Origin of the sequence: Janthinobacterium tructae (assembly GCF_006517255.1) — a bacterium.
In the GTDB taxonomy this organism is placed as follows: domain Bacteria; phylum Pseudomonadota; class Gammaproteobacteria; order Burkholderiales; family Burkholderiaceae_D; genus Janthinobacterium; species Janthinobacterium tructae.
In genome coordinates this window covers 2,825,320-2,847,500 of sequence record NZ_CP041185.1, presented here as the reverse complement: position 1 = coordinate 2,847,500, position 22,181 = coordinate 2,825,320, and the positions used below count along the sequence as shown (strand labels likewise).

Sequence of the window (22,181 nt, the reverse complement as noted above, 5' to 3'; positions counted from 1 at the left end):
GGCTTTTTCAGTTTTACAGTGTCTTGATGAGCACTTGGGATTTGCGCTGCCAGTTATACATATGCTGGCGGTCCTTCGGCAAATCGTCGACGGTGGCCGGTACGAAGCCGCGTTTCTTGAACCAGTGCGAGGTGCGCGTGGTCAGCACGAACAGCTTGTTCAGGCCGGCGGCACGGGCGCGGTTTTCCATGTGTTTCAGGATGCGCTCGCCGTCGCCCTGGGCTTGCACTTCCGGGTTGACCGTCAAACATGCCATTTCCGCCATCTTCTGTGCGGGGAACGGGTACAGGGCGGCGCAGCCGAAGATCACGCCATCATGCTCGATGACGGAGAAATAATCGATCTCGCGCTCGATCAGCTCGCGGCCCCGCTTCACCAAAGTGCCGTCCGCTTCCAGCGGTTCGATCAGTTTGATGATGCCGCCCACGTCTTCGATGGTGGCCTGGCGCAGGCTTTCCAGGTTTTCATGGCTGATCATGGTGCCCACGCCATCATGGGTAAATAATTCCAGCAGGGCCGAACCGTCCATCGAGAACGGCACGATGTGGGAGCGCTCGACGCCGTTGTGGCAAGCCTTGACGCAATGCTTTAAATAAAACGCCGTGGCGTCCGGCAAGAAGCCGGCCATCAGCACGGCTTCGGCCTGGTGCGACGACAGTTCGCGGATTTCCACGCCCGTGGCGTCTTCCATCATCGGTGTTTCCGTGATGAAAATCAGTTTGTCCGCATGCAGGGCGATGGCGGCGCTGCAGGCGACATCTTCCATGGTCAGATTGAACGCTTCGCCGGTGGGTGAGAAGCCCAGCGGCGAGAGCAGCACCAGGCCGTCCGAACCGAGGATGGAATGGATGGTTTCGGCGTCGACCTTGCGCGTGATGCCCGTCAGTTCCAGGTCCACGCCATCGATCACGCCCAGCGGGCGCGCCGTGATGAAGTTGCCGGAAATGATACGGATGGCCGCATGCGACATGGGTGTGTTCGGCAAGCCCTGGCTGAACGCGGCCTCGATATCGAGGCGCAGCTCGCCGGCAGCTTCCTTCGCGCATTCCAGCGCGGCGATGTCCGTGATGCGCACGCCGTTGTGAAAGCGGCCTTCGACGTTGCGCAAGGCCAGTTGTTCCGCCACCTGCGGCCGCGAGCCGTAGACGACGGTGACATTGATGTCCAGCGCATGCAGCAGGGACAAATCATGGGCCAGCACCTGCAGCGCCCCGGCGCTGACGAGTTCACCGGGGAAGGCGACCACGAAGGTCTTGCCGCGAAAGGCGTGGATGTAGGGTGCGACGGAGCGCAGCCATTGGACGAATTGGGTAGGGTTTTCCATTAAGCGCATTATAATTCGCTGCGCGATGTGCGCGCTTAAAATACCTGTAAAAAAACAATGTCTTCAGCCAGCAATAAGTCTTCCCCTTCTTCCATCGTTGCAAATGTGCCCGCCAGCGGAGATGTTGCCACGCCTGCCGCCGCGCCTGCGCAGGGCCGCCAGCGCCCGCCCGTGAGCCAGCAAAGGCCGCAGCCGCCGCGCACGGAACAACAGAAACAGCAACAGCAGCAGCGCGCGCCGCGTCCGCCGCGCGAGGGGCAGGCGCCGCGCAATGAGCAGGCCAGCCGCGCAGAGCGCGAGAGCCGTGACGCCGCCCGCGCCTCTTGCGAGGCGGAAAAGGCCTTCCGCAACCCGCTGCCACCGATTACCTATCCGGAAGACTTGCCCGTCTCGGGCCGGCGCGCGGAGATCGCCAAGGCCCTGATGGAAAACCAGGTGATCATCGTCTCGGGCGAGACGGGTTCCGGCAAGACGACGCAGTTGCCGAAGATTTGCCTGGAACTGGGACGTGGCCAGAAGGGCATGATCGGCCATACGCAGCCGCGGCGTATCGCCGCCTCCTCGACGGCCAAGCGCATCGCGCAGGAGCTGGGTACGCCGCTGGGCGAAACCGTGGGTTTCAAGGTGCGCTTTACCGACACCCTGAGCCGTGGCGCCTCCGTCAAGCTGATGACGGACGGTATTCTGCTGGCCGAGACGCAGACCGACCCGTTGTTGAAAAATTACGACACCATCATCATCGATGAAGCGCACGAACGCAGCTTGAACATCGATTTCCTGCTCGGTTACCTGAAACAGCTGCTGCCGCGCCGGCCCGATTTGAAGATCATCATCACCTCGGCCACCATCGATGCGGAACGCTTTTCGCGCCATTTCGGCACGCCGGAAAAACCCGCGCCCGTGATCGAAGTGTCGGGCCGTCTGTACCAGGTGGAAGTGCGCTACCGTCCCGTGGAGCGCGAGCAAGTGGCCATGCCGGGTGCCGCCAACCCTGACAAACCGGGCCAGCGCACGGCCGCCGCGCGCGAAAAGCGCGACTTGATGGATGCCGTCGTCGATGGCGTGGAAGAGCTGTGCCGCATCGGCTCGGGCGATGTGCTGGTGTTCCTGCCCGGCGAGCGCGAAATTCGCGACTGCGCCGAAGCGCTGCGCAAGCACCATCCACCGCACGTGGAAATCTTGCCGCTGTTCGCCCGTTTGTCGGCCGAGGAGCAGGAGCGCGTGTTTAAAACCAGCAATGCGCGCCGCATCGTGCTGGCCACCAACGTGGCGGAAACCTCGCTGACCGTGCCCGGCATCCGTTACGTGGTCGACGCGGGCCTGGCGCGCGTGAAACGCTACAGCTACCGCAATAAAGTCGAACAATTGCAGGTCGAGCCGATCGCCCAGTCGGCCGCCAACCAGCGCGCCGGGCGCTGCGGCCGCGTGGCCGATGGCGTGTGTATCCGTTTGTACGAGGAGCAGGATTATCTGCTGCGGCCCAAATTCACGGAGCCGGAAATTCTGCGCTCCTCGCTGGCCGCCGTCATCCTGCGCATGAAGTCCTTGCACCTGACGGATGTGGAGACCTTCCCCTTCATCGAGCCGCCGCTGGCGCGCGCGGTGGCCGACGGTTATCAGTTGCTGCAGGAACTCGGCGCCGTTGACGAGGTGAACCAGCTCACGCCGCTGGGCAACAAGCTGGCCAAGCTGCCGCTGGACCCGCGCGTGGGCCGCATGATCCTGGCCGCGCTCGATAACGCCTGTCTGACGGAAGTGCTGATCGTCGCCGCGGCCCTGTCCGTGCAAGACCCGCGCGACCGCCCGATGGAGCACCAGCAGGCGGCCGACGAGGCGCACAAGAAGTTTGCCGATGAAAAGTCGGAATTCTTGAGCTACCTGAAAATCTGGCGCTGGTTCGAGTCCGCCATCGAGCACAAGAAAACCAACCGCCAGTTGCAGGACAATTGCCGCACGAACTTCCTGTCACAGATGCGCTTGCGCGAATGGCGCGACGTGCACTCGCAGCTGCTGACCATCGTCAAGGAGCAGGGCTGGCGATTGAATGAGGCACCGGCCACCTATGACAACCTGCACATGGCCTTGCTGACCGGCTTGCTGGGCAATATCGGTTTCAAGGGCGAGGACGAGCCGGGCGCGGGCTACCTAGGCGCGCGCGGCATCAAGTTCCATATCTGGCCCGGTTCCTCGCTGCTGAAAAAGCCGGGCAAGTGGATCATGGCGGCCGAATTGGTCGACACCACGCGATTGTATGCGCGCTGCGTGGCGCAGATCCAGCCCGAATGGCTGGAAAAAGTCGGCGAACATTTGCTGAAGAAATCGTGGGGCGAGCCGCGCTGGGAAAAACGTTCGGCGCAAGTGACGGCCTCGGAACGCGCGACCTTGTATGGGCTGGTGGTGTACAGCCAGCGGCGCATCAATTACGGCAATTTCAATTTGCCGGAAGCGCGCGAAATTTTTATTCGCGACGCCCTCGTCGGCGGCGACTTCGACACGCGCGCACCGTTCTTTGCGCACAACCACAAGCTGGTCAAGGACATTGAAAACCTTGAACACAAGTCGCGCCGCCTGGACGTGCTGGTCGACGATGAACTGATCGCCGCCTTCTACGACAAGCTGCTGCCGTTTGATGTGTGCAATGGCGCCGGTTTCGAAAAATGGCACAAGGAAGCCACGCGCGAGAACCCGAAGCTGCTGTATCTGAACCGCGAAGAGTTGATGCGCCACGAGGCGGCCGGCGTGACCACCGACTTGTTCCCGAAAACCATGTCCGTGACGGGTCTGGAAATGGGCCTGACGTACCACTTCGAGCCGGGCAGCGTGCGCGATGGCGTGACCTTATCCGTGCCGCTGTATGCGCTGAACCAGTTGCCGCGCGAGCGCTGCGAATGGCTGGTGCCGGGCATGCTGAAGGAAAAGGTGCATCTGCTATTGAAATCCTTGCCGCAAAAGCTGCGTCGCCACTGCGTGCCGCTGCCTGACTATGCGGCGAAATTCTGCGAGCGCGTGCATGAAGCGGGCGTGTTTGGCCGCGGCGATCTTGTAGACGCCATCATCCTCGACATCCGCACGCAAATCACCATCAATGTGCTGACGACGGACTTCAAGCCGGAAACCCTGCCTGCCCATCACTTCATGAATTTCAAGGTGATCGACGAGCATGGCCGCCAGTTGGACATGGGCCGCAACCTGGCCACCCTGCAGGCGGAATTCGGCGGCCAGGCACGCCAGAGTTTCCAGAAACTGGCCGAAGTGTCGGGCGTGTCGGGCACGGGCACGCCCGGTGCCAAGGTGGCGGGCGCGCAAGTGGCGTCGCGGCTGCAGGCGCAGAGCGCTACAGTCGCAGCAGGCAAGGGCGCGTCCGCCGCTGCCGCGCCGGCGTCAAGCAATGCCACCGTCTCGCAGCACATGGGCTTGACGGCCTGGACCTTTGGCGAATTGCCGGAGTTGCTCGAAATCGTGCAGGGCAAGCTGACCCTGATCGGCTTCCCCGCGCTGGTCGACAAGGGCACGCATTGCGACCTGGAAGTGTTTGACGACCCGACCGTGGCCGCGCGCACGCACAAGATCGGTTTGCGCCGCTTGTTCGCACTGCAAATGAAGGAGCAGATCAAGTACGTCGAGAAAAGCATCCCTGGCCTGCAACAGATGGGCATGCAGTTCATGGCCCTCGGTTCGCAGGAAGAGTTGCGCGAGCAAATCATCAACAAGGCGCTCGACATCGCTTGCCTGCAAGATCCGCTGCCGCTGGATGCCGCCTCGTTTGCCAAGCGCCAGGCGGAAGGCAAGTCGCGCCTGGTCTTGCTGGTCAATGAAATCGCCCGCTTGCTGTCGCAAGTGCTGACGGAATTCCACGGCTTGCCCAAGCGCCTGCAGAATATTCCTGCAGCAGCAGCGGCCGATATCCAGTCGCAGTTGCAGGGACTCGTGCATAAACGCTTCCTGACGGAAAACGAGTATACGCAGCTGGCGCACTTCCCCCGCTATTTGAAGGCGATCAATGTGCGCCTGGAAAAACTGCGCGCCGACCCCGCGCGCGACACCAAGTTGATGGCCGAATGGCAATCGGCGGCCGCGCCGTATTTGCGTCAGGCCAAGGACCGCCAGGCCGGCAAGAACACGGACCCGAAACTGGTCGAGTTCCGCTGGATGCTGGAAGAGCTGCGCGTGTCGCTGTTTGCGCAGGAATTGCGCACGCCGATGCCGGTGTCTGCCAAGCGCTTGCAAAAAGTATGGGAATCGATGCAGCGGTAGGTCGGATGAGCGGGGCGAAGCCACGCGTAATCCGACACCATCGTTGGCGCGACGGTGGTGCGGTGTTAGTGGTGTCGGCCGGGGTAACGGTTTGGCGGTTTGGTGGTTTGGCGGTGTTAACCATGCCGCTGGTGGTGTCGGATTACGCGGCTGCGCCGCTAATCCGACCTACCCGACCTACCCGACCTACCCGACCTACCTGACCTACCCGACCTAGGTTCTATCTACTCATCATCGCTGAGCGATGAGCGCGAGCCGCCCTGGCTGCTGCCCGTGCCGGCGCGGCTGCCGCTCATGGAGGTGCCGGACATGCTGCCGTCGCTGCCCGATTGCAAGCTGGCACCGCCGCGCAGGTCGCTGCCCGATGGCATGCGTCCTGCTGCCATGACACCGCTGCCATAGCGCGTGCCGCTGCCATAGAACGCTTCCATCTGCTGGTTCCACGCCTCGCTGCCCATGTCGGGCCAGTTGTTCTTGTCGAAACCGGGTGCGTCTTTCAGCTGGTTTTTTTCCACGTTCAGCAGGAAGCGCTTGTTGACGGGGTCCAGGGTCAGGCGTTCCCAGGGCACGGCAAACAGCTTGTCGCCCATGCCCAGTATGCCGCCGAAGGACAGTACGGCATAGGCAATCTGGCCCGTGCGCATGTCGAGCATGATTTCCTTGATGTCGCCCAGTTCCTCGTCGCTGTGATTGTAGACATCGTCGCCGAGCAGGGTGTCGGCCCCCATCAGGGCCGGCCCCGGGCCGTCGTGGTTGCGGTACATGCCCAGGATGTCGCGGTCCAGATAGCTCATGATGTTTTCTCCTCTGGTGAAATGCTGATCGAACACCTAGCGTAAGCATACGCCCAAGGTCACGCTTGATCTGCCTCAATGGTACCTGCGGCACTTTTATCCGTGCGCAAACGTACGGTGTTGTCCGCCAATTGCGGTACTCTATGCGTTCTACGGAGGAGGCCGCACATGCTGACGATGCAACGATGCAGAGGGATGAACTGGCGGTACGCTCCACCACGACACGCGCGCCACTTGCCATGGTGAAGCCTGCCACCAAGTGGCTGCGCGGGCTATTGCGCGCCGGCAAGGCGCAGCAGCGCACGGCGACCAAACTGGCCAAGGTGCTGTTCGGGCCCGTGCCGGCCAAGCCCACGCCTAAACCCAAACCCAAACCCAAACCCCGCAGCAAGACCGTGGCCAAGCCCAGGCCGACGCCGCGCGCCAGGCCTGCCAGCGACGCCGTGCCCGCACTGGCACCGTTTGCCACGCCCCTGTCGCCCCCGCGCGTGCGCAAGCGAACGGCGCCTCCGCCGGGCAAGTGGCTGGCCGCCCACTATGCGCCGTTGCCGGAGCTGGGACAGTTGCCGGGCCGGCGCCTGGCGTATTTTCTGTACCTGCCCGAAAAGGCGCCCAGCGTCGCCATGCGCAGCCGGGGCCGGCCGCTGCTGGTGATGCTGCACGGCTGCGAACAGAGCGCCACGCAGTTTGCCGAAGGCACACGCATGAACCGCCTGGCCGAACGCAAGGGCTATGCCGTGCTGTATCCGCAGCAATCGCTGCGTTCGCATGCGCGCCGCTGCTGGAAGTGGTACGACAAGCTGACGCAGGAGGGCGGCGGCGATGTGCGCCTGATCGTCGGCGCCATCGAACAGGTGGCGGCCCGCTACGCGATCGACCGCGCGCGCATCTATATCTGCGGCATTTCCGCCGGCGCCGGCATGGCGCATATCGTGGCCCTGAACCATCCCCATCTGTTTGCCGCGCTGGGCCTGCATTCGGGGCCCGTGTTTGGCGCCGGGCATAACCTGATCGGCGCGCTGGGCGTGATGCAGCATGGCGCTGCCGCCCGCGCCGATGCGGCCATCGATGAAGTGCTGGCGCGCCAGCCCGCGTTTCCGCGCCTGCCGACCATCCTGCTGCAAGGGCTGGCCGACAAGGTGGTGCGGCCCATCAACCAGACGCAGCTGGTGCGCCAGAGCGTGCGCGTGAACCGCCTGCCAGCCGATACGCTGGTGACGGCGCAGCGCCTGCCGGGCGGCGCTGCGGGCGGGCGCAATCCGGCCCATGCGTATGCGCTGCACGATTATCAGGTGGGCCAGGAGGTGCTGCTGCGCGTGGCGCAGGTCGAGCACCTTGAACACGCGTGGAGCGGCGGCGACGCCAGCCTGCCGTTCAATGACAAGGCCAAGCCCGACGCCAGCAAGATGCTGCTCGATTTCTTCGCCAGCCACCGCCGCCGCTAAGCCAGCCTGCCGCGCGCCGCAACGGCGCGGCAGGCACTGGTACGCATCGCTTCTCCCTTTTCCCATCGCCGGCCGTGCCCTCCTCGGCAACGGCAGCGCATGCCGTGCTGCCTTCCATTTTTCAAGTGGTATTGCTGCGGTATTTAAAAATCACAAAAACAGGCGATAAAACCCCTAACTGGTATACAATTGGTACACATTTTCAGTGTGATCCGTGTCCGCCGTCCCATGCCCCGACGACCGGCACGCACTGACGGCAGCCACCCACGTTACGGAACGCACCATGTCCATCCAGTCCAGGCAGTTGCTGTGGTTTTTTGCGTTTTTCCTCGTCTTTGAACTGAATATCTATCTGTCGAACGACATGATCATGCCGGCCATGCTGGGCATCGTCGACGAGTTCCAGGCGGAGGCAAAATTCGTCCCCCTGTCCCTGAGCCTGTATCTGCTGGGCGGCAGTTCTCTGCAGATTTTCCTTGGGCCCCTGGCCGACACGATCGGCAAGCGCAAGCTGGTGCTGACTGGCAATACCTTGTTCTTGCTGGCCACCTTGGCCGTGCCATTTGCCAATTCCATCGAGCAATTTCTCGCCCTGCGCTTCATCCAGGGCATGGGCTGCTGCTTCATTTTCATCGGCTATGCCATGATCCATGAACTGTTCGATGACATGGCGGCCGTCAAGCTCAGCAGCATTCTGTCGAGCACCACCATCCTCGCGCCGCTGGCCGGCCCCATCCTCGGCAGCGCCATCATCAGCCGGCTCGACTGGCGCTACGTGTTTTTCCTCTCCGGCCTGCTGGCGCTGCTGTCCCTGCTGGGTCTGTTCAAGAGCATGCCGCGCACGACGGCGACACAGCCGCGCCTGGATGGCCGCGCCATCGTGCGCAGCTATGCCGCCATTTTCAGCAACGGACGCTTCATGTTCGGCATGTTCACGGCCGGGCTGGCCACCGTGCCCCTGACGGCCTGGATCGGCTTTTCGCCCCTCTTCGTGCTGCAGGAGATGGGCGCCTCCTACGCCACGTATATCGCGCTGCAATGCGTGATTTTGTCGGGCTTTGTCCTCAGCAGCATCGCCATCCAGCGCCTGCGCCAGGATTTCCCGCTCGTCCATCTGCTGCGCCTGGGCGGGCTGATCGCGGCGGCCGGCATGCTGGGCGCGGGCCTGGGGCGCCACCACGTCGATGTGTTTGCGGCCTGCATGTTTGTCTATTCCATCGGCTTCGGCCTGTTCAATGGCGCCCTGATCCGCAGCGCGATCACGGCCAGCAAGGAATCGATGACATTGACGACGGCCGCCATGAGCTTGCTGTATTGCATTTATCTGTCCGCCTGGCTGCAGCTGTACAACGTGCTGTGCCAGCGCTTCGGCTATGCGCTGGAAACGTATGCGCTGCTCAATATCCCCGTCATCGTGGTCATTGCCGCCTGCCTGCTGCTGTTTACGCGGGGCATGGCGGGGCGCCGGCAAAGCGAGGTGCGGCTGGCCCGGCACTGATGGCGCCACGCTGCGCATGTTCCCGCCCTTGTTTTACCTCCTGCGACGTTGATTGACACTCTCCTGCGAAAGATGGTGCGCCCATGAAAATAGATGACCTGGCCTCGAAACACGATCAAGCAAAGATTTTCAGCCTGGAATACGAGTTCCGCATCCACCGGCTGAAACTCGATTACATCACCCTGGCCGATGTCCGGCCGGCCGGCATTGATTTGGCGCAGCTGGCCGCAGAGCACCAGGCGGGCATCGCCGCCCTGCGCAGCTTTGTCGCCGGCAATTTTACGTATTTTAATGCGGCAAGCTGCTCCTCACTCAGCTGCATTCCCACGCGCGCGCTGGGCGACGACGAGCGCTACCTGCACCGCATCTGGATGGGCGGGCCGCTGCCGGCCATCGCCTGTGAAGCGATTCAGCAGTGGGGTGCGGCGCTCGACGAGGTGCGGCACAACGGCGGCGCGCCGTATGTCTCCATCCTGTGGGTCTGGGATGCGCAGCAGCTGCGCCATGACGCGCGTTTCAGCCCCACGGGCGGTGCCGGGCGCTACACGATAGGCCGCTACGCCATCGGCGGCACGACGCTGCATATCAACTCGCTGCGCGCGCTGGCGCTCGATTTCGCACCTGCCCGCTTCGATATCCTCGATACCCTGCATACGCAGCGCTACTTCGCCACCCTGTCCGATTATTTCCGCATCCTCATCATGTGCGAATACGGCGGCATGTACATGGATGTCGATACGATCCCGCACAATCCGGCGACGATTTTCCTGATGACGCCGGAAGTGCCCGACTACTTCCAGCGCAACGCTGATGACAGCGAAGAGCGCCGGCATGTCAGCTGGATGAATCTGTTTCTCGATGAAACGGGCATGTTGATTGCCAAGAAGAACGACGCCGCGCTGCGTGTGATCCAGCGCAATGTGAACCTCGCGTATGCGGGTATCGATGGGGAAATTCCCCGTTCCTGCCCGCAATTTGAAGCGCAGCTGTTCGGCCAGTTCTATGCCGAATGGAAGAAAAACCTGGGCGTGACTCTGCTCAGCCATGCCGAGTTCTACCAGCGCTATTGCGTGCTGTATGACGGCGTGCGGGAGGCGGTGGCGGGCGGCATCCGCGGCATGCGTTTGCTGGACGATATCATTACCGACATGCACATCCCCTTGAGCGACGAGGAACGGTGCGCGTATGCGCGCTGCGTGGCACGGCTCGATGAACTCGACTGGCAACTCGACGATCCTTTGCGCCTGCCCGACATCGTCGACGTGTTCGACATCGAGGAAGTGCCGCGCATGGCGTATGCGGCCCAGCTGCGGGCGGATATCGATCACTTCCACTATTACTCGGTGCTGTCGGACGACCCGCAGCTGGACCGCGTGAATGCCGTCTTTTGCCGCTACCTGCTGGCCCACCGTTCGCAGCATATTGCCGCTGGCGCTTTCTGGCGCCCCACCGTGGGCCGCCACGGCAGCCGCATGCCGGCCATCGGCGATACCGCGCCGTTGGGCGACGAGGCGCAGGCGGACTTGTTGTCGCATGCGCCGCTCAAGCTGGTGGCGGGCGAACTGCTGGGTGACGAGACGAAGAACCGCATGGCCAAATTGCTGTTTGCCACCAGTTACCTGGAATACTGTTCGTTCGGTAATAAACTCAATCTGCAGTTCGTCGAACTGCAGCGGCGGCAGAACATCGACCCGTATCTGGCGCACATCCATGGCTTGCATGACGAGGATGGGCGCTTCATCGGCTTTTTCACGGCCGCGACGATGGACGAGTTTCAGGCCTGCGGCGCCGTTTCATATTACCGCGACGACATGAAGGCGCTCGACGATGCGTATGACGCCTTCGTGCTTGCACATGCGCGCGCCGACGACTGTTTCGTCAGCAGCCTGGCCATCGACGAGAAATACCGGGGTCAGGGTTTATTCAGGCAAATGTTCCATGCCATCCGCGACCTGGCCAGCCGCAAGGGCTGCGCGCGCATCAGCTTGACGGTATGGGAAAAGAGCGAAGCGCTGCACGTGTATCGGCACAAGGGATTTCGCAGCGTGGGCACGTTCGACTATGCCTACAGCCTGTTTTATGACCGGCTGCATTTCCTCGTGTACGAAGGGGATTAAGAGCCTATCCCAGTAGGGAGCGTCTTCTGCTGGCAGTTCATCAGGAGTGTGGACAAGGCGTGAGGAGGACGCGTGGCGAGCCACGCGACGACGATCAACGCAGTCCCCGCTTCTGAGGGGCGCCAGCAGGGGATGTATTCATCTACTGGGACAGGCTCTAAAGCGGCGGCCAGGGGGGCCGCCGCACTGGGGTGACTACAACGCCAGGAAGGCCAGGGCCGCCACGGCCGTCGGCAGCAGGGCGCCGGCCAGCAGGCCGACGGCGCCGATCGATTCATCCTTGAAGCCGCGGCGCAGCAGGGATACGCCGGCCGGGTTCGGTGCATTGGCGATGACGGTCAGGCCGCCACCGGCCACGGCGCCAGCCACCAGCATGTATTTTGCTTCGTCCGTCATGCCGACGATCAGCGAACCGAGGTAAGTCAGGGCCGCATTGTCGGTGATTGCCGTCAAGCCCAGGGCGCCGAAGAACAGGGCCAGCGGTTCCAGGCTGGAGACGATGGGTTGCAGCCACCATTGCTGCATGCCGCCCAGCACCACCAGGCCGCCCAGGAAGAAGCCGACCAATAAACCCTCTTTCAGGATCAGCGGGCTTTGATAGCGCTCATACGCCTGCACGAAGCCGAGGAAGAACAGGAACAGGCCGAAGAACAGCACGGGATGGTGCGCCAGGGCCACCACGCCGGCCAGCACGATCATGTGCACGAGACTGACGGCCAGCGGCACTTTCGGCGCTTCCACTTCACCGGCTTTCGGCTTGATATCGGAGGTATTGCTGTGCAGATATTTACGCAGCAATATGCTCACGCCCGTGGCATTGACCAGCACGGCGATGGCGGCCTTCCAGCCGAAATGGCTGGCCATGTAGGCGCTGTCCCAGTTCCACGTGGTGGCCACCATCAGCACGGGCGGCGCCGCGTACGAAGTGAGGGTACCGCCGATGGAAACGTTGACGAACAGCACGCCCAGCGCGCCATATTTCAGCCATTCGGGGATGCCCGGACGGAAGATTTGCGGCGCCAGCATCAGCGCGGCCAGGGTCATGGCGGCCGGTTCCGTGATCATCGAGCCCGTCAGGGGCACGAGCGCCAGTCCCAGCCAGACGAGGGCCAGTTCGGTGCGCAGCGGCATCACGCGCGCCACGCCCTTGAGCAGGCGCTGCACGGCGTCGAGCACGGGGCGCGAGGCGGCCACCACCATGACGACAAAGACGAACAGCGGTTCCGTGTACTGGCGCGATTCGGCATACTCGATGGCCGCATCGCCGCCCGAGACAAAGGCCATGATGATGATCAAGATGAAAGCCCAGAAGCCGAACACGACTTCCACTTCGCCCAGCAAGTGCAGCAGCCCTCCGTGGCGGGGATGGCGCTGCGCCAGGGTTTCAAACGACTTGGCGGCGAAGGTGTGGATGAGCGCAAGGCCGAAGACGATGGCGCTGATGAGTTGGATGGTGGTCAAATGCGTTTCCTTATGGACGGAATGAGCCGACTGGTACTTTGCCAGGCGGTAAGGAGAGTGCTTATGGTACAGCAATCGATGCCAAAAACGGGGTTTTTCGGACATGGCGGAGCGGTCCCGGGCACGCTATCTGACAGATAAGCCTTGCCAAAAGCAGGGGTGGATAGTACTGTATATGCATACAGTATTTATCTTGATTTCAGTTAGACAACAACTTATGCAACATTCCCAATTGATGGCCTCGCCGGAAGCCTTGCACCCGTCTTTATGGCGCGCATCGCAGCTGGGGCAGGGCGCCACGCGCTGCCTGGACACGGGCTTTGCCGCGCTGTCCGCGCAACTGCCCGGCGGCGGCTGGCCCAGCGGCAGCCTCATCGATCTGCTGGTGCAGCAGCCGGGCAGTGGAGAATTGCGGCTGCTGGCACCCGCGCTGGCGCAGCTGCCGGGCTTGCCCATCGTGCTGCTGCAGCCGCCCCATCCGCCGCAGGCGCTGGCCCTGGCCGCGCAGGGTCTGGCGCCGTCGCAACTGCTGTGGCTCAAAAGCGCCGGCAGCAAGGATGCCTTGTGGGCAGCGGAAAACATCTTGCGCAGCGGCAGTTGCGGCGCCTTGCTGTTCTGGCAGTCGCACGTGCGCGCCGACAGCCTGCGCCGGCTGCACCTGGCCGCGCAAGGCGGCAACACCCTGTTCTGCATGCTGCGCCCCTTGCACGGCGCGCAGGATGCGTCGCCCGCGCCGCTGCGCCTGTCCGTGCGGCCGGCCGCCGGCGGCATCGAGATCGGCTTCATCAAGCGCCGGGGACCGCAGCGCGACGCGCCCCTGTTCCTGCCCCTGCAACCTCCTTCATTATTGCTACGCCATGCGACTCTGGATCGGCCTGTGCCTGCCCCGGCTTCCGCTCGAAGTATTTTGCCCGCGCTGGTCGGCTGACCAGCTGGGCGTGGTGCTGGAGCAGGAGCAAGTGATGGCCCTGTCGCCGCTGGCGCGGGCGGCCGGCATCCGGCCGGGCATGCGCCGCGCCGGCGCGCTGATGCTGGCGCCGCAGGCGCGCCTGCATGAACGCTCGCCCGAGCTGGAAGCGCAGGCCCTGCAAGCGGTGGCGCTGGCGCTGCTGCAATACTCGCCGCTGGTGGCGCAGGGCGAAGAAGCGACCCTGCTGGTCGATGCGGGCGCCAGCCTGCGCCTGTTCGGCGGCGTGCGCGCCCTGTGCCGGCACATCGCGGCCAGCTTGCGCGCGCTGGGCTATACGGCCCAGCTGTCGTGCGCCCCCACGGCGCGCGGCGCCTGGCTGCTGGCGCGCGCCGGTACGCGCCGGGGCCGGACCTTGAGCATGGCCAGTCTGGTGCGCCGCCTCGACCGCCTGCCGTGCGCCCTGCTGCCGCCTGCGCGCCCCTGGCTCGACTGGTTCGAGGGCATCGGCTGCCGCACGCTGGGGCAGCTGCGCCACTTGCCCCGGCCCGGCTTGCAGCGCCGCTGCGGCGCCGCCGTGCTGGAGATGCTCGACGACGCGCATGGCCACAGCACGGAACTGTTCGTCTGGCTCGAAGCGCCGCCCACGTTCCGCGCCAGCCTGGAATTGTTCGACCGCGTCGAGCACGCGGACGCGCTGCTGTTCGGTGCGCGCCGCCTGTTGCAGCAAATGACGGGCTGGCTGTGCGCGCGGCAATTTGCCGTCGAGCGCATACAGTTGCTGCTGGCGCACGAGCGGGGCAGGGTGGCGCGCCCGCCCACCGTCATCGACCTGGCGCTGGGCGAGGCCGTCTGGCGCGACGAGCACCTGGTGCGTTTGCTCAAGGAGCGCCTGGCGCAGCTGGTGCTGGACGCACCCGTGATCGGCCTGACCCTGGAAGCGCTGCAGGTGCAGCCGATGGCGCCGCCCAGTGAGAGTCTGTTTCCCGAGCCGGGCGGCACGCCGCAGGAGCGCCAGCGCCTGATGGAGTTGCTGGTGGCGCGCCTGGGCGCCGAGAATGTCTTGCAGGCAGTGCCGCGTGCCGATTACCGGCCCGAAGCGGCCAACCAGTGGCTGCCGCTGCCGGCCAAGCCCGTTTCAAGAAGCGCGGCGCCCGACTTGCCGCCCGGCTTGCCCGGCATGCCCCGTCCCGGCTGGCTGCTGGCCCAGCCCATCGCCCTGTTGATGCGCGAGCACCGGCCCTTTTATGGCTCGCCTTTGAAAATGGTGTCTGTCGCCGAGCGCATCGAGGCGGGCTGGTGGGGCCAGTCGCAGGCGCGCGATTATTTTATTGCCGAAGGACGCGACCACGCCCATTACTGGGTCTACCGCGAACGCATCGCCGGCAGCGGCGAAGACGCCGCGCCGCGCTGGTTTTTGCATGGCTTGTTTGGCTGATGCGCTGTCCTGCTGAAACTGCCATGCTTGGCTATACTTGCTTTCTTGCTTTCTTGCTTGCGCTGCGTCAACCACTTGAATAAGGATTTCCATGTCCCAACTTTCCGACTTCCCCATCACCCAAAAATGGCCTGCACTGCATCCCGAGCGCCTGCAGCTGTACTCGCTGCCCACGCCGAACGGCATCAAGGTCTCGATCCTGCTGGAAGAGCTGGGCCTGGCGTACGAGCCGCACCTGGTCAGTTTCGAGCAGAACGAGCAGCTGTCGCCCGCCTTCCTGTCGCTCAATCCCAACAACAAGATTCCCGCCATCCTCGACCCGGACGGTCCCGGTGGCCAGCCGCTGGCGCTGTTCGAATCGGGCGCCATCCTGCTGTACCTGGCCGAGAAGACGGGCAAGTTCCTGCCGCAGGACGCGGGCCTGCGCTATGAAACGATACAGTGGCTGATGTTCCAGATGGGCGGTATCGGCCCCATGTTTGGCCAGGTGGGATTCTTCCATAAATTCGCCGGCAAGGACTACGCAGACAAGCGTCCGCTGGAACGTTATCTTGGCGAAGCGAAGCGCCTGCTGGGCGTGCTCGAGCAGCGCCTGCAGGGCCGCGACTGGATCATGGGTAGCCAGTACACGATTGCCGACATCGCCATCTTCCCGTGGGTGCGCTGCCTGGTGGGTTTCTATGGCGCCGGCGAGCTCGTCGGCTTTGGCAATTTCCCCAACGTGCAGCGCGCGCTGGACGCTTTCCTGGCCCGGCCTGCCGTCATCAAGGGTGTCGACATCCCATCGCGTGGCTAAAACAGCTGTGGCCTGACGGCGCTACAATGCGCCATCGGCCGCGCTGCGCGGCAGCTTTGATCTGAGACAATGAAATCCACCCGGCAAGATTTTCCCGGTGCGCACGGCCATGTGCTGGCGGCGCGCCTCGACGCGCCCGACGGCGCCATCCGCGCCTACGCGCTGTTCGCCCACTGTTTTACCTGCGGCAAGGACGTGCTGGCCGCGCGGCGCATCGCGCAAGGCTTGACGCAGCACGGCATCGCCGTGCTGCGCTTCGACTTCACGGGGCTGGGCGCCAGCGAGGGCGAGTTTGCCGCCACCAATTTTTCGTCGAATGTCGACGACCTGCTGGCCGCCGCCGATTTCTTGCGGGCAAAACATGCTGCGCCGCAATTGCTGATCGGCCACAGCCTGGGTGGCGCCGCCGTGCTGGCCGCTGCCGCGCAAGTGCCGGAAGCAACCGCCGTGGTGACCCTGGCCGCTCCCAGCACGCCCGCTTACGTGACGCGCATGTTCAGCGCGCACCTGGAGCAGATTGCCGCCGAGGGCGAGGCGCTGGTGCAGCTGGAAGGGCGGCCATTTCGCATCCGCCAGCAATTCGTCGACGACGCGGGCAGCCACAGCCTGAAGGCCCACATCGCCGGCCTGCGCCGCGCCCTGCTGGTGATGCACGCGCCCAACGACACGACGGTGAGCCTGTCGAACGCGATGGATATCTTTACGGCCGCCAAGCACCCGAAAAGCTTTGTGTCGCTCGACGATGCCGATCACTTGTTGACGGGGCGCGATGATGCGGCGTATGTCGCCAATGTGATTGCCGCCTGGAGCGCGCGCTACCTGGCATAAATCGCCGCCCATGAAAAACGCCGTACCGGCAAGATGCGGGTACGGCGCAGATGGGGAAGAGCGGATCAGTCCTCGTCAAATTCTGCGGAAAGATCCTTCCAGCCTTTACTGATTGCAAAGGCGGAAAACTCTTCCGGCGCTTCCAGGACGATCAGTTTCTTGTCTTGCAAGCCCAGGTCGCCGTGACCGAAGTCGGGGCCCACGTAGCCGAGGCTGCGCAAGCGGGCCAGGATGTGGCCGACCAGGGTCTTGTCCTTGTAGGCACCCGCTTCGAGCGGAGCGGCGAAATCGACGTAGACGTCGATGATGCCGTAGCCTTCGTCGAAGATGCGGATGGCCTTGATGTCGTGGGCACGGCCGGAGCCGTCGATGGCCTTGAAGGGGCCGCTGAGCTGGATGTCGGTGTCATTGTTCATGCCGCCAGCATACACCAAAAACGGCCTTCCGTCGTGTGGCGCTCAGGAGCCGAGCAGTATGAAACCGGCCCAGTAGAAGGGATGGCCGCGCGCGTCGCTGCCGCCGCCGGCGGCGTCGAGCGGCGTCAGGCCCCGCGTCGCCGTGACGGCGTGCCGGGCGGCGCGAATCTGCCGCAACTGCGCCTGGCGCAAGGCTTGCGGCTTGCCCTTGCCTTGCGCCAGCGCCGCATAAAAATCGCCCATCAGGGTGGCCGTCGACTGGTCCGACACGCGCCACAGGCTGGCCAGCACATTGCGCGCGCCGCGCTGGCGGGCCAGCCAGGCCAGGCCTTCCAGTTCGCGTCCCGTGGCATCGGTGCCGGCCGGCACGGCCGTTTCGCAGGCCGACAGGGTGAGCAGGTCCAGGCCGGCGAAGCGGTAGCCGTCCTGCGCCAGTTCCGCCAGACTGAGTTTGCCGCCATCGCCCAGCAGCAGGTAGGAGTCCGCGCCCACGCCCGAGCGCAGCACGAAATGGCTGGCGATGTGCACGCTGCTGTTGGCGGGCAGTGCGCGCTGCAGCGCCGCGCCGGTGAAGTCGCCATCGAGGTAGATCTGGCTGGGGATGCGCGCCGCGTGTCCGATCGCCTGCACGGCGCGCAGTTCGCGCTGCACGAAGGGCAGGGCCGGCAGTTCGCCGCTGGCGCGCGTCTGGCCGAACAGGGCAAGCGATGGCGCGCGGCGCGGCGCTTCTTGCGCGCCAGCCTGTTCGCCATGCAGCGAGACGGGCAGCCGTTCGACCAGCCAGCGGCGCCCGTCATGCAGCATGGCGAACGGCAGGTAGCGCAAGACGCCGCCCAGCGATAGCGACAGCGAGGTGGCGCCGTCCAGTTCCCGGCTGGCCGGTGCCAGCAGCAGCGCATACAGCGCCTGCGCATCGGCGCGCGCGTCAAGTCCCGGATCTTGCGCGCTGCGGCGCAGGCGGGCGATGCGCTGCGCCAGCGCGCGCTCGTCGATGGCCACGTCGTGGATGGTGCTGCCGGTCCGTCCGCCGCGCTGCGCGACGATGCGCAGGCGCGTGTCGGTCACCAGATAAGTCAGGTGCAGCACGCCCCGCTTGAGCGGCTCGGCCCGCGCCATGCCAGCCTTGCCGGCCGGCGCGGGCGTGGCCACGCTGCCGGCCGGCAGCACCGCCAGCGCCTCGGTGGCGCCATCGAGCAGCCGCGCCATGGCGTCGTTTGCCCGCCGCCATGCGTCGTCGGCTTGCGCCACGCCCTGCGCCTGGCGTTCGCGCGCCGCGGCCAGCGCCTGGGCGCCTGCGCGCAGGGCGGCGGCGCGCGCTTCGAACTGGCGCTGCCATTCGCCCTCGGCGCCCGTGTAGCCGAGGCGCGTGGCGCGCGGATCGGGGGCGCTGCGCACCAGGCTGTGGAATTCGTCCTCGCGTACCATGGCCAGCACGGTTTCCGCTTCGTGGATGCGGCGCTGGTCGAGCAGGCGGTCCGCCAGCTGGCCGTAGGCGGCGCGTTTTTGCCGCACAAAGCTCTGCCGCAGCGGCACGGGCAGGCTGGCCGTGCCGGCGCGCGTGGCTTGCAGCGCATTGACCGCCTGCTTGCCGAGGAAAATGCCGGCCGCGTCCGGTTCCAGCGCGCCCAGCTGCGCCGCCGCCCGCGCTTCGAGCATGCTCTGTTCAGTCGCCATGCCGATGGCCAGTGCGCGTGCCGACTGCGAGCGCGCCGTGGCGGCATCGCCTGCGCGCGCATTGAGTCCGGCCGCGTCCAGCAAGGCCTGTGCATGGGCGGGATGGGCCGCGCCGCGCGTGGCGGCCAGCTGCTGTGCCATGGCGCCCGCCTCGCGCGCCAGCGCCTGCAGTTCGGCCGCACCGATGCCGGCGTGCTCCGCGCGTGCCAGCAGGCGCGCCTGGCGCACCGTGTCGAGCATGCCGGCCGTGGCGGGAGGCGTTTGCAGCAGCCGCGCCTCCAGGCCGGCCAGTGCTGTTTCCGCCTCGTCCTGGAGTCCCAGCGCGGCCTGTGCCTGCGCCGCCAGCAGCAGCGCATCGGCTTCGTCGGCTGGCAGCGGCTGGCCGCCGGACATGGCCAGCCGCGCCGCCGCCTGCGCCGCTTCCAGCGCCTGCTGGTACTGCCCCAATGCCATGCGCGCGCCGCCATGCGCGAGCTGGTGCGCGGCGCAGGTGGCGGCGGCCTCGCCATATACGGCGCGGCAATGCTCGAGCGCGGCGGCGGCGGCCACTTCCGCGCGGCCCAGCTGATTGTCCGCCAGCGCCGTCAACGCCACGTCCTGCCAGGCGCTGACGGTGTTGGCATGACGGTCGCCGAACAGGGCGCGGCGGATGCGCAGGCCGTCCTCCGCCTCCTGCCATGCCTTGCCGCTTTCGCCCAGGCGCAGGTGGATGCCGCTCAGGCGGTTCAGGGCCACGCTGGCCTGCATCGAGTCGGCCCCCGAACGCTGCACCGCCATGGCCAGCGCGCGCTGGGCGAACGCCAGCGCCTGGCGGTCGTTGCCGCTCAGGGTGTACCAGTTGGCCATGTCGGTCACGCTCGTTTGCGTCTCGGTGCGGTTTTCGCCGAAGGCCGCCAGGCGTATCCGGTAGGCGCGCTCCAGGTAGCCGTAGGCTTCTTCCATGCGGCCCATGCGCAGCAGCAGCACGCCCACGTCGCGCATGCCCCACGCATGGTCGGTGCTGTCCTCGCCCGAGGTGCGGGCCCACGTCTGCATGGCTTGCCGCGCATACGGCAGGCCGCGCGCATATTCCTTGGTCTGCAGCGCCACGCCGGACAGGTTGGACAGGCTGGTGCCATACGATACCGTGTCCTTGCCGATCAGGCGGGCTTTCGCCGCCAGCGCGATGTCGCCCCATTGCCAGGCCAGGTCGAAGCGGCTCCACTGGCGGTACAGGTACATCAGTTCGCTCGGGTAGTACATGCTTTCGCGCCCGGGATCGCCGTCGTCCAGCGCCTGGCGGATGGCCCAGCCTTCCAGCAAGGCCTGTTCGCTCTCGGCGTAGCGGTTGAGCATGTGCAGGCTCTGGCCCGCGCCCAGCAGACCGGTGGCGATGCCGGCCCGGTCGTCTGCCGCGCGGCAAGCGGCCACGCTGCGCTGGAACAGGGGCAGCGAGACGGCCGGCAGTTCCTTGTCGTTGGCATCGTTCGCCTGCGCCAGCCATGGCGCGATAACGGCCTGGCAGGTGCCGGCCGATGCCGTTTGCGGCAAGGCCGATACGGCCAGCAGCAGGCCCAGGACGAGGCGCTTCATTGGACGGAGCGCCAGGACAGCCGGGCCACCTGGGCCTGGTCTGGGTTGCCCGCTGCCGCCACGGGGAGCGCAACGTTGGCCGCGCCGCGCGTGGCTAGCAGGGCCGGCAACGCTTCGATGATGGCGAAGCGGCGCGGCAGGGTGCCATTTGCCGCCGGTGCCGCCACCAGCGCCAGCCATTCCACGCCGAAGTGCGGGCCGCTGACGACGAAGCTGCGCTCGATGCGGCTGATGCCGGCGCCGATGGCGGGCGGCATGCGGTTGCTGTCGCCGTCGAGGGTCGGATAGATGCGCGCGGCGGGGCCGTCCTGCGGCAAGTGCGCCAGGCCCAGGTCGACGGAAGCGGCGCTGCGGTTTTCCACGCTGAGGCGGATGCGCGTGCCGGCCGGCAGCACGCCGAGGTCGCCATCGGCGAATGCCAGCTGGCGCGGCGCCTTGCCCGGCAGGGTCAGTTCGATGCGCGCGTCGAGCAGGGGCGGGCCCGGCGTGGCGGGCAGCGCCAGCAGGGCGGCGAGACGCTCTCCCTGTTTGCCCGGACGTATCGATCCCGCAGGCAGCGGCGCGGGCGTGCGGCTGGCCCAGCCCGCTGCGGCGCCCGCACTGTCCGGTAGCAGCGTCAGCCGCGTTTCTCCCCAGCCGACCGTGGCGGCGCGCCAGTGCGCGCCAGCCTGCCGGAACAGGTCGCCCTCGCGTATGCCGTCGAGCAGGCCATACGGCACATGCCAGCCCTGCGCATCGCGCTGCACGGGCCACAGCGGCGCAAGGCCGCTACCGCCGCTCTGCCACAGCGGTGCGTCGAGCGCACCCGCGTACACGGGCGAAGGCCAGGCGGAGCGGGGCAGCTGGTAAGCCTGCAATGCGCTCCTGTATTGCTGCGTGGCGGCGCCGGCCCACATGGCATAGGTTTGTGGCTGGCGTTGCAAGGCGGCGATGACGGCCCGGGTAAACAAGCCCGCTGCCAGACCCGGCGTGGCGGCCGTGGCGGCTTCCGGCGTGCGTTGCTGGGCTTCGGCGGCGAAAAAGGCGACATAACGGGGCCGCGCCTGCGCTTCGTCTGGTGGCGTGCCCTTGTCAGGGGCCGGGCGCCAGCCGATGTCGCTCGCCGCCAGCCCCCGCCACGCCAGGCCGTCGCCGCTGCGCGTGCCGGCCGCCGCATGGCAGGTATCGAATATGGCCACGACCTGTGTCTGCCGCGCGGCAAACGCATCGATGGCGCGCCCCAGTTCGCTGCTGCCGACGCCGCCATCGAGCTGCCGCCCCTGGTGGCTGACCTGGCTGTCGCGCGTCAGCAAGCGCGTGCGCCGTCCCTGCGGCGCGGCTGCCTGGCCCGGATAGACGGGCAGCAGCACGCTGTGGCCCGACCAGTACAGCAGCAGGACATCGTCCTTGCCCAGCGTCTTTTCCAGCTTTGCCAGGCGCGCCAGGATGGCCGCGCGCGTGGGCGCCTGGCTGGCGCCCGCATCATCGGCCAGCCTGTAGATATGTTCATCGGCGAAACCCTGTTGCCGCAACGCCGCGCGCATGGCGTTCACGTCGGCCGTGGGACCGCCCAGCCAACTGCTGCGCGGCATGGCGGGCAAGGCACCCACGCCGATCAGCAGCGCGTGGCGTTCGCCGGCCAGCGCCGCGCCGCTCAGCAGGTAACTCAGCATTAGTG

14 protein-coding genes are annotated in these 22,181 nt (G+C 65.7%); 8 read left to right on the top strand and 6 right to left on the bottom strand.

Going from position 1 to position 22,181, the window contains the following annotated elements; genetic code table 11:
• Window positions 1-13 precede the first annotated feature (13 nt).
• Window positions 14-1,324 (bottom strand): amino-acid N-acetyltransferase, encoded by a 1,311-nt coding sequence (gene argA, locus FJQ89_RS12335; RefSeq protein ID WP_046685875.1) that lies wholly within the window; start codon window positions 1,322-1,324, stop codon window positions 14-16.
• A 57-nt stretch (window positions 1,325-1,381) separates the two neighbouring features.
• On the opposite strand from argA, the gene hrpA reads away from it, so the two are divergent.
• Window positions 1,382-5,578, top strand: a complete 4,197-nt coding sequence (gene hrpA / locus FJQ89_RS12330; protein WP_243136533.1) for an ATP-dependent RNA helicase HrpA — start codon at window positions 1,382-1,384, stop codon at window positions 5,576-5,578.
• A gap of 224 nt (window positions 5,579-5,802) precedes the next feature.
• Here the strand turns inward: hrpA and FJQ89_RS12325 are convergent, their stop codons facing one another.
• Window positions 5,803-6,372 carry a PRC-barrel domain-containing protein gene (locus tag FJQ89_RS12325; RefSeq protein WP_141170393.1) on the bottom strand — a complete coding sequence of 190 codons (570 nt, stop codon included), beginning with the start codon at window positions 6,370-6,372 and terminating at the stop codon, window positions 5,803-5,805.
• A 185-nt stretch (window positions 6,373-6,557) separates the two neighbouring features.
• Here FJQ89_RS12325 and FJQ89_RS12320 point away from each other — a divergent pair, with 185 nt between their 5' ends.
• The 3 genes from FJQ89_RS12320 (at window position 6,558) to FJQ89_RS12310 (ending at window position 11,432) form a co-directional block, all read left to right on the top strand.
• Window positions 6,558-7,817, top strand: coding sequence for an extracellular catalytic domain type 1 short-chain-length polyhydroxyalkanoate depolymerase (locus tag FJQ89_RS12320; protein ID WP_243136532.1), 1,260 nt, complete (start codon window positions 6,558-6,560; stop codon window positions 7,815-7,817).
• Between the two features lie 283 nt (window positions 7,818-8,100).
• A complete protein-coding gene (locus FJQ89_RS12315) occupies window positions 8,101-9,315 on the top strand; it encodes an MFS transporter (RefSeq protein WP_141170392.1) in 1,215 nt (404 codons plus the stop codon).
• Between the two features lie 83 nt (window positions 9,316-9,398).
• On the top strand, window positions 9,399-11,432 hold the full coding sequence (locus tag FJQ89_RS12310; protein ID WP_141170391.1) for a GNAT family N-acetyltransferase: 2,034 nt from the start codon (window positions 9,399-9,401) through the stop codon (window positions 11,430-11,432).
• 195 nt (window positions 11,433-11,627) lie between these two features.
• Here the strand turns inward: FJQ89_RS12310 and FJQ89_RS12305 are convergent, their stop codons facing one another.
• The gene (locus FJQ89_RS12305; RefSeq protein ID WP_141170390.1) at window positions 11,628-12,893 is read right to left on the bottom strand and encodes a putative Na+/H+ antiporter; all 1,266 of its coding nucleotides are present in this window, start codon (window positions 12,891-12,893) and stop codon (window positions 11,628-11,630) included.
• A gap of 217 nt (window positions 12,894-13,110) precedes the next feature.
• On the opposite strand from FJQ89_RS12305, the gene imuA reads away from it, so the two are divergent.
• The 4 genes from imuA (at window position 13,111) to FJQ89_RS12285 (ending at window position 16,862) form a co-directional block, all read left to right on the top strand.
• Window positions 13,111-13,821, top strand: a complete 711-nt coding sequence (gene imuA, locus FJQ89_RS12300) for a translesion DNA synthesis-associated protein ImuA (protein WP_141170389.1) — start codon at window positions 13,111-13,113, stop codon at window positions 13,819-13,821.
• Complete coding sequence (locus FJQ89_RS12295; protein ID WP_141170388.1) at window positions 13,751-15,238, top strand: Y-family DNA polymerase; 1,488 nt, start codon at window positions 13,751-13,753, stop codon at window positions 15,236-15,238. The genes imuA and FJQ89_RS12295 overlap by 71 nt, the downstream gene beginning before the upstream one ends.
• A gap of 91 nt (window positions 15,239-15,329) precedes the next feature.
• A complete protein-coding gene (locus FJQ89_RS12290; protein ID WP_141170387.1) occupies window positions 15,330-16,034 on the top strand; it encodes a glutathione S-transferase N-terminal domain-containing protein in 705 nt (234 codons plus the stop codon).
• A gap of 69 nt (window positions 16,035-16,103) precedes the next feature.
• Complete coding sequence (locus tag FJQ89_RS12285; protein WP_099762723.1) at window positions 16,104-16,862, top strand: alpha/beta hydrolase family protein; 759 nt, start codon at window positions 16,104-16,106, stop codon at window positions 16,860-16,862.
• Between the two features lie 65 nt (window positions 16,863-16,927).
• On the opposite strand, the gene FJQ89_RS12280 is transcribed toward FJQ89_RS12285, so the two are convergent.
• The 3 genes from FJQ89_RS12280 to FJQ89_RS28055 are packed head-to-tail and all read right to left on the bottom strand — an operon-like array spanning window position 16,928 to window position 22,176.
• Complete coding sequence (locus FJQ89_RS12280; protein ID WP_100876674.1) at window positions 16,928-17,278, bottom strand: hypothetical protein; 351 nt, start codon at window positions 17,276-17,278, stop codon at window positions 16,928-16,930.
• 42 nt (window positions 17,279-17,320) lie between these two features.
• Entirely contained in the window at window positions 17,321-20,524 is a 3,204-nt protein-coding gene (locus FJQ89_RS28610) for a CHAT domain-containing tetratricopeptide repeat protein (protein ID WP_168208448.1), read from the bottom strand.
• Window positions 20,521-22,176, bottom strand: a complete 1,656-nt coding sequence (locus FJQ89_RS28055; RefSeq protein WP_168208447.1) for a caspase family protein — start codon at window positions 22,174-22,176, stop codon at window positions 20,521-20,523. The genes FJQ89_RS28610 and FJQ89_RS28055 overlap by 4 nt, the downstream gene beginning before the upstream one ends.
• Between the last annotated feature and the right edge of the window lie 5 nt (window positions 22,177-22,181).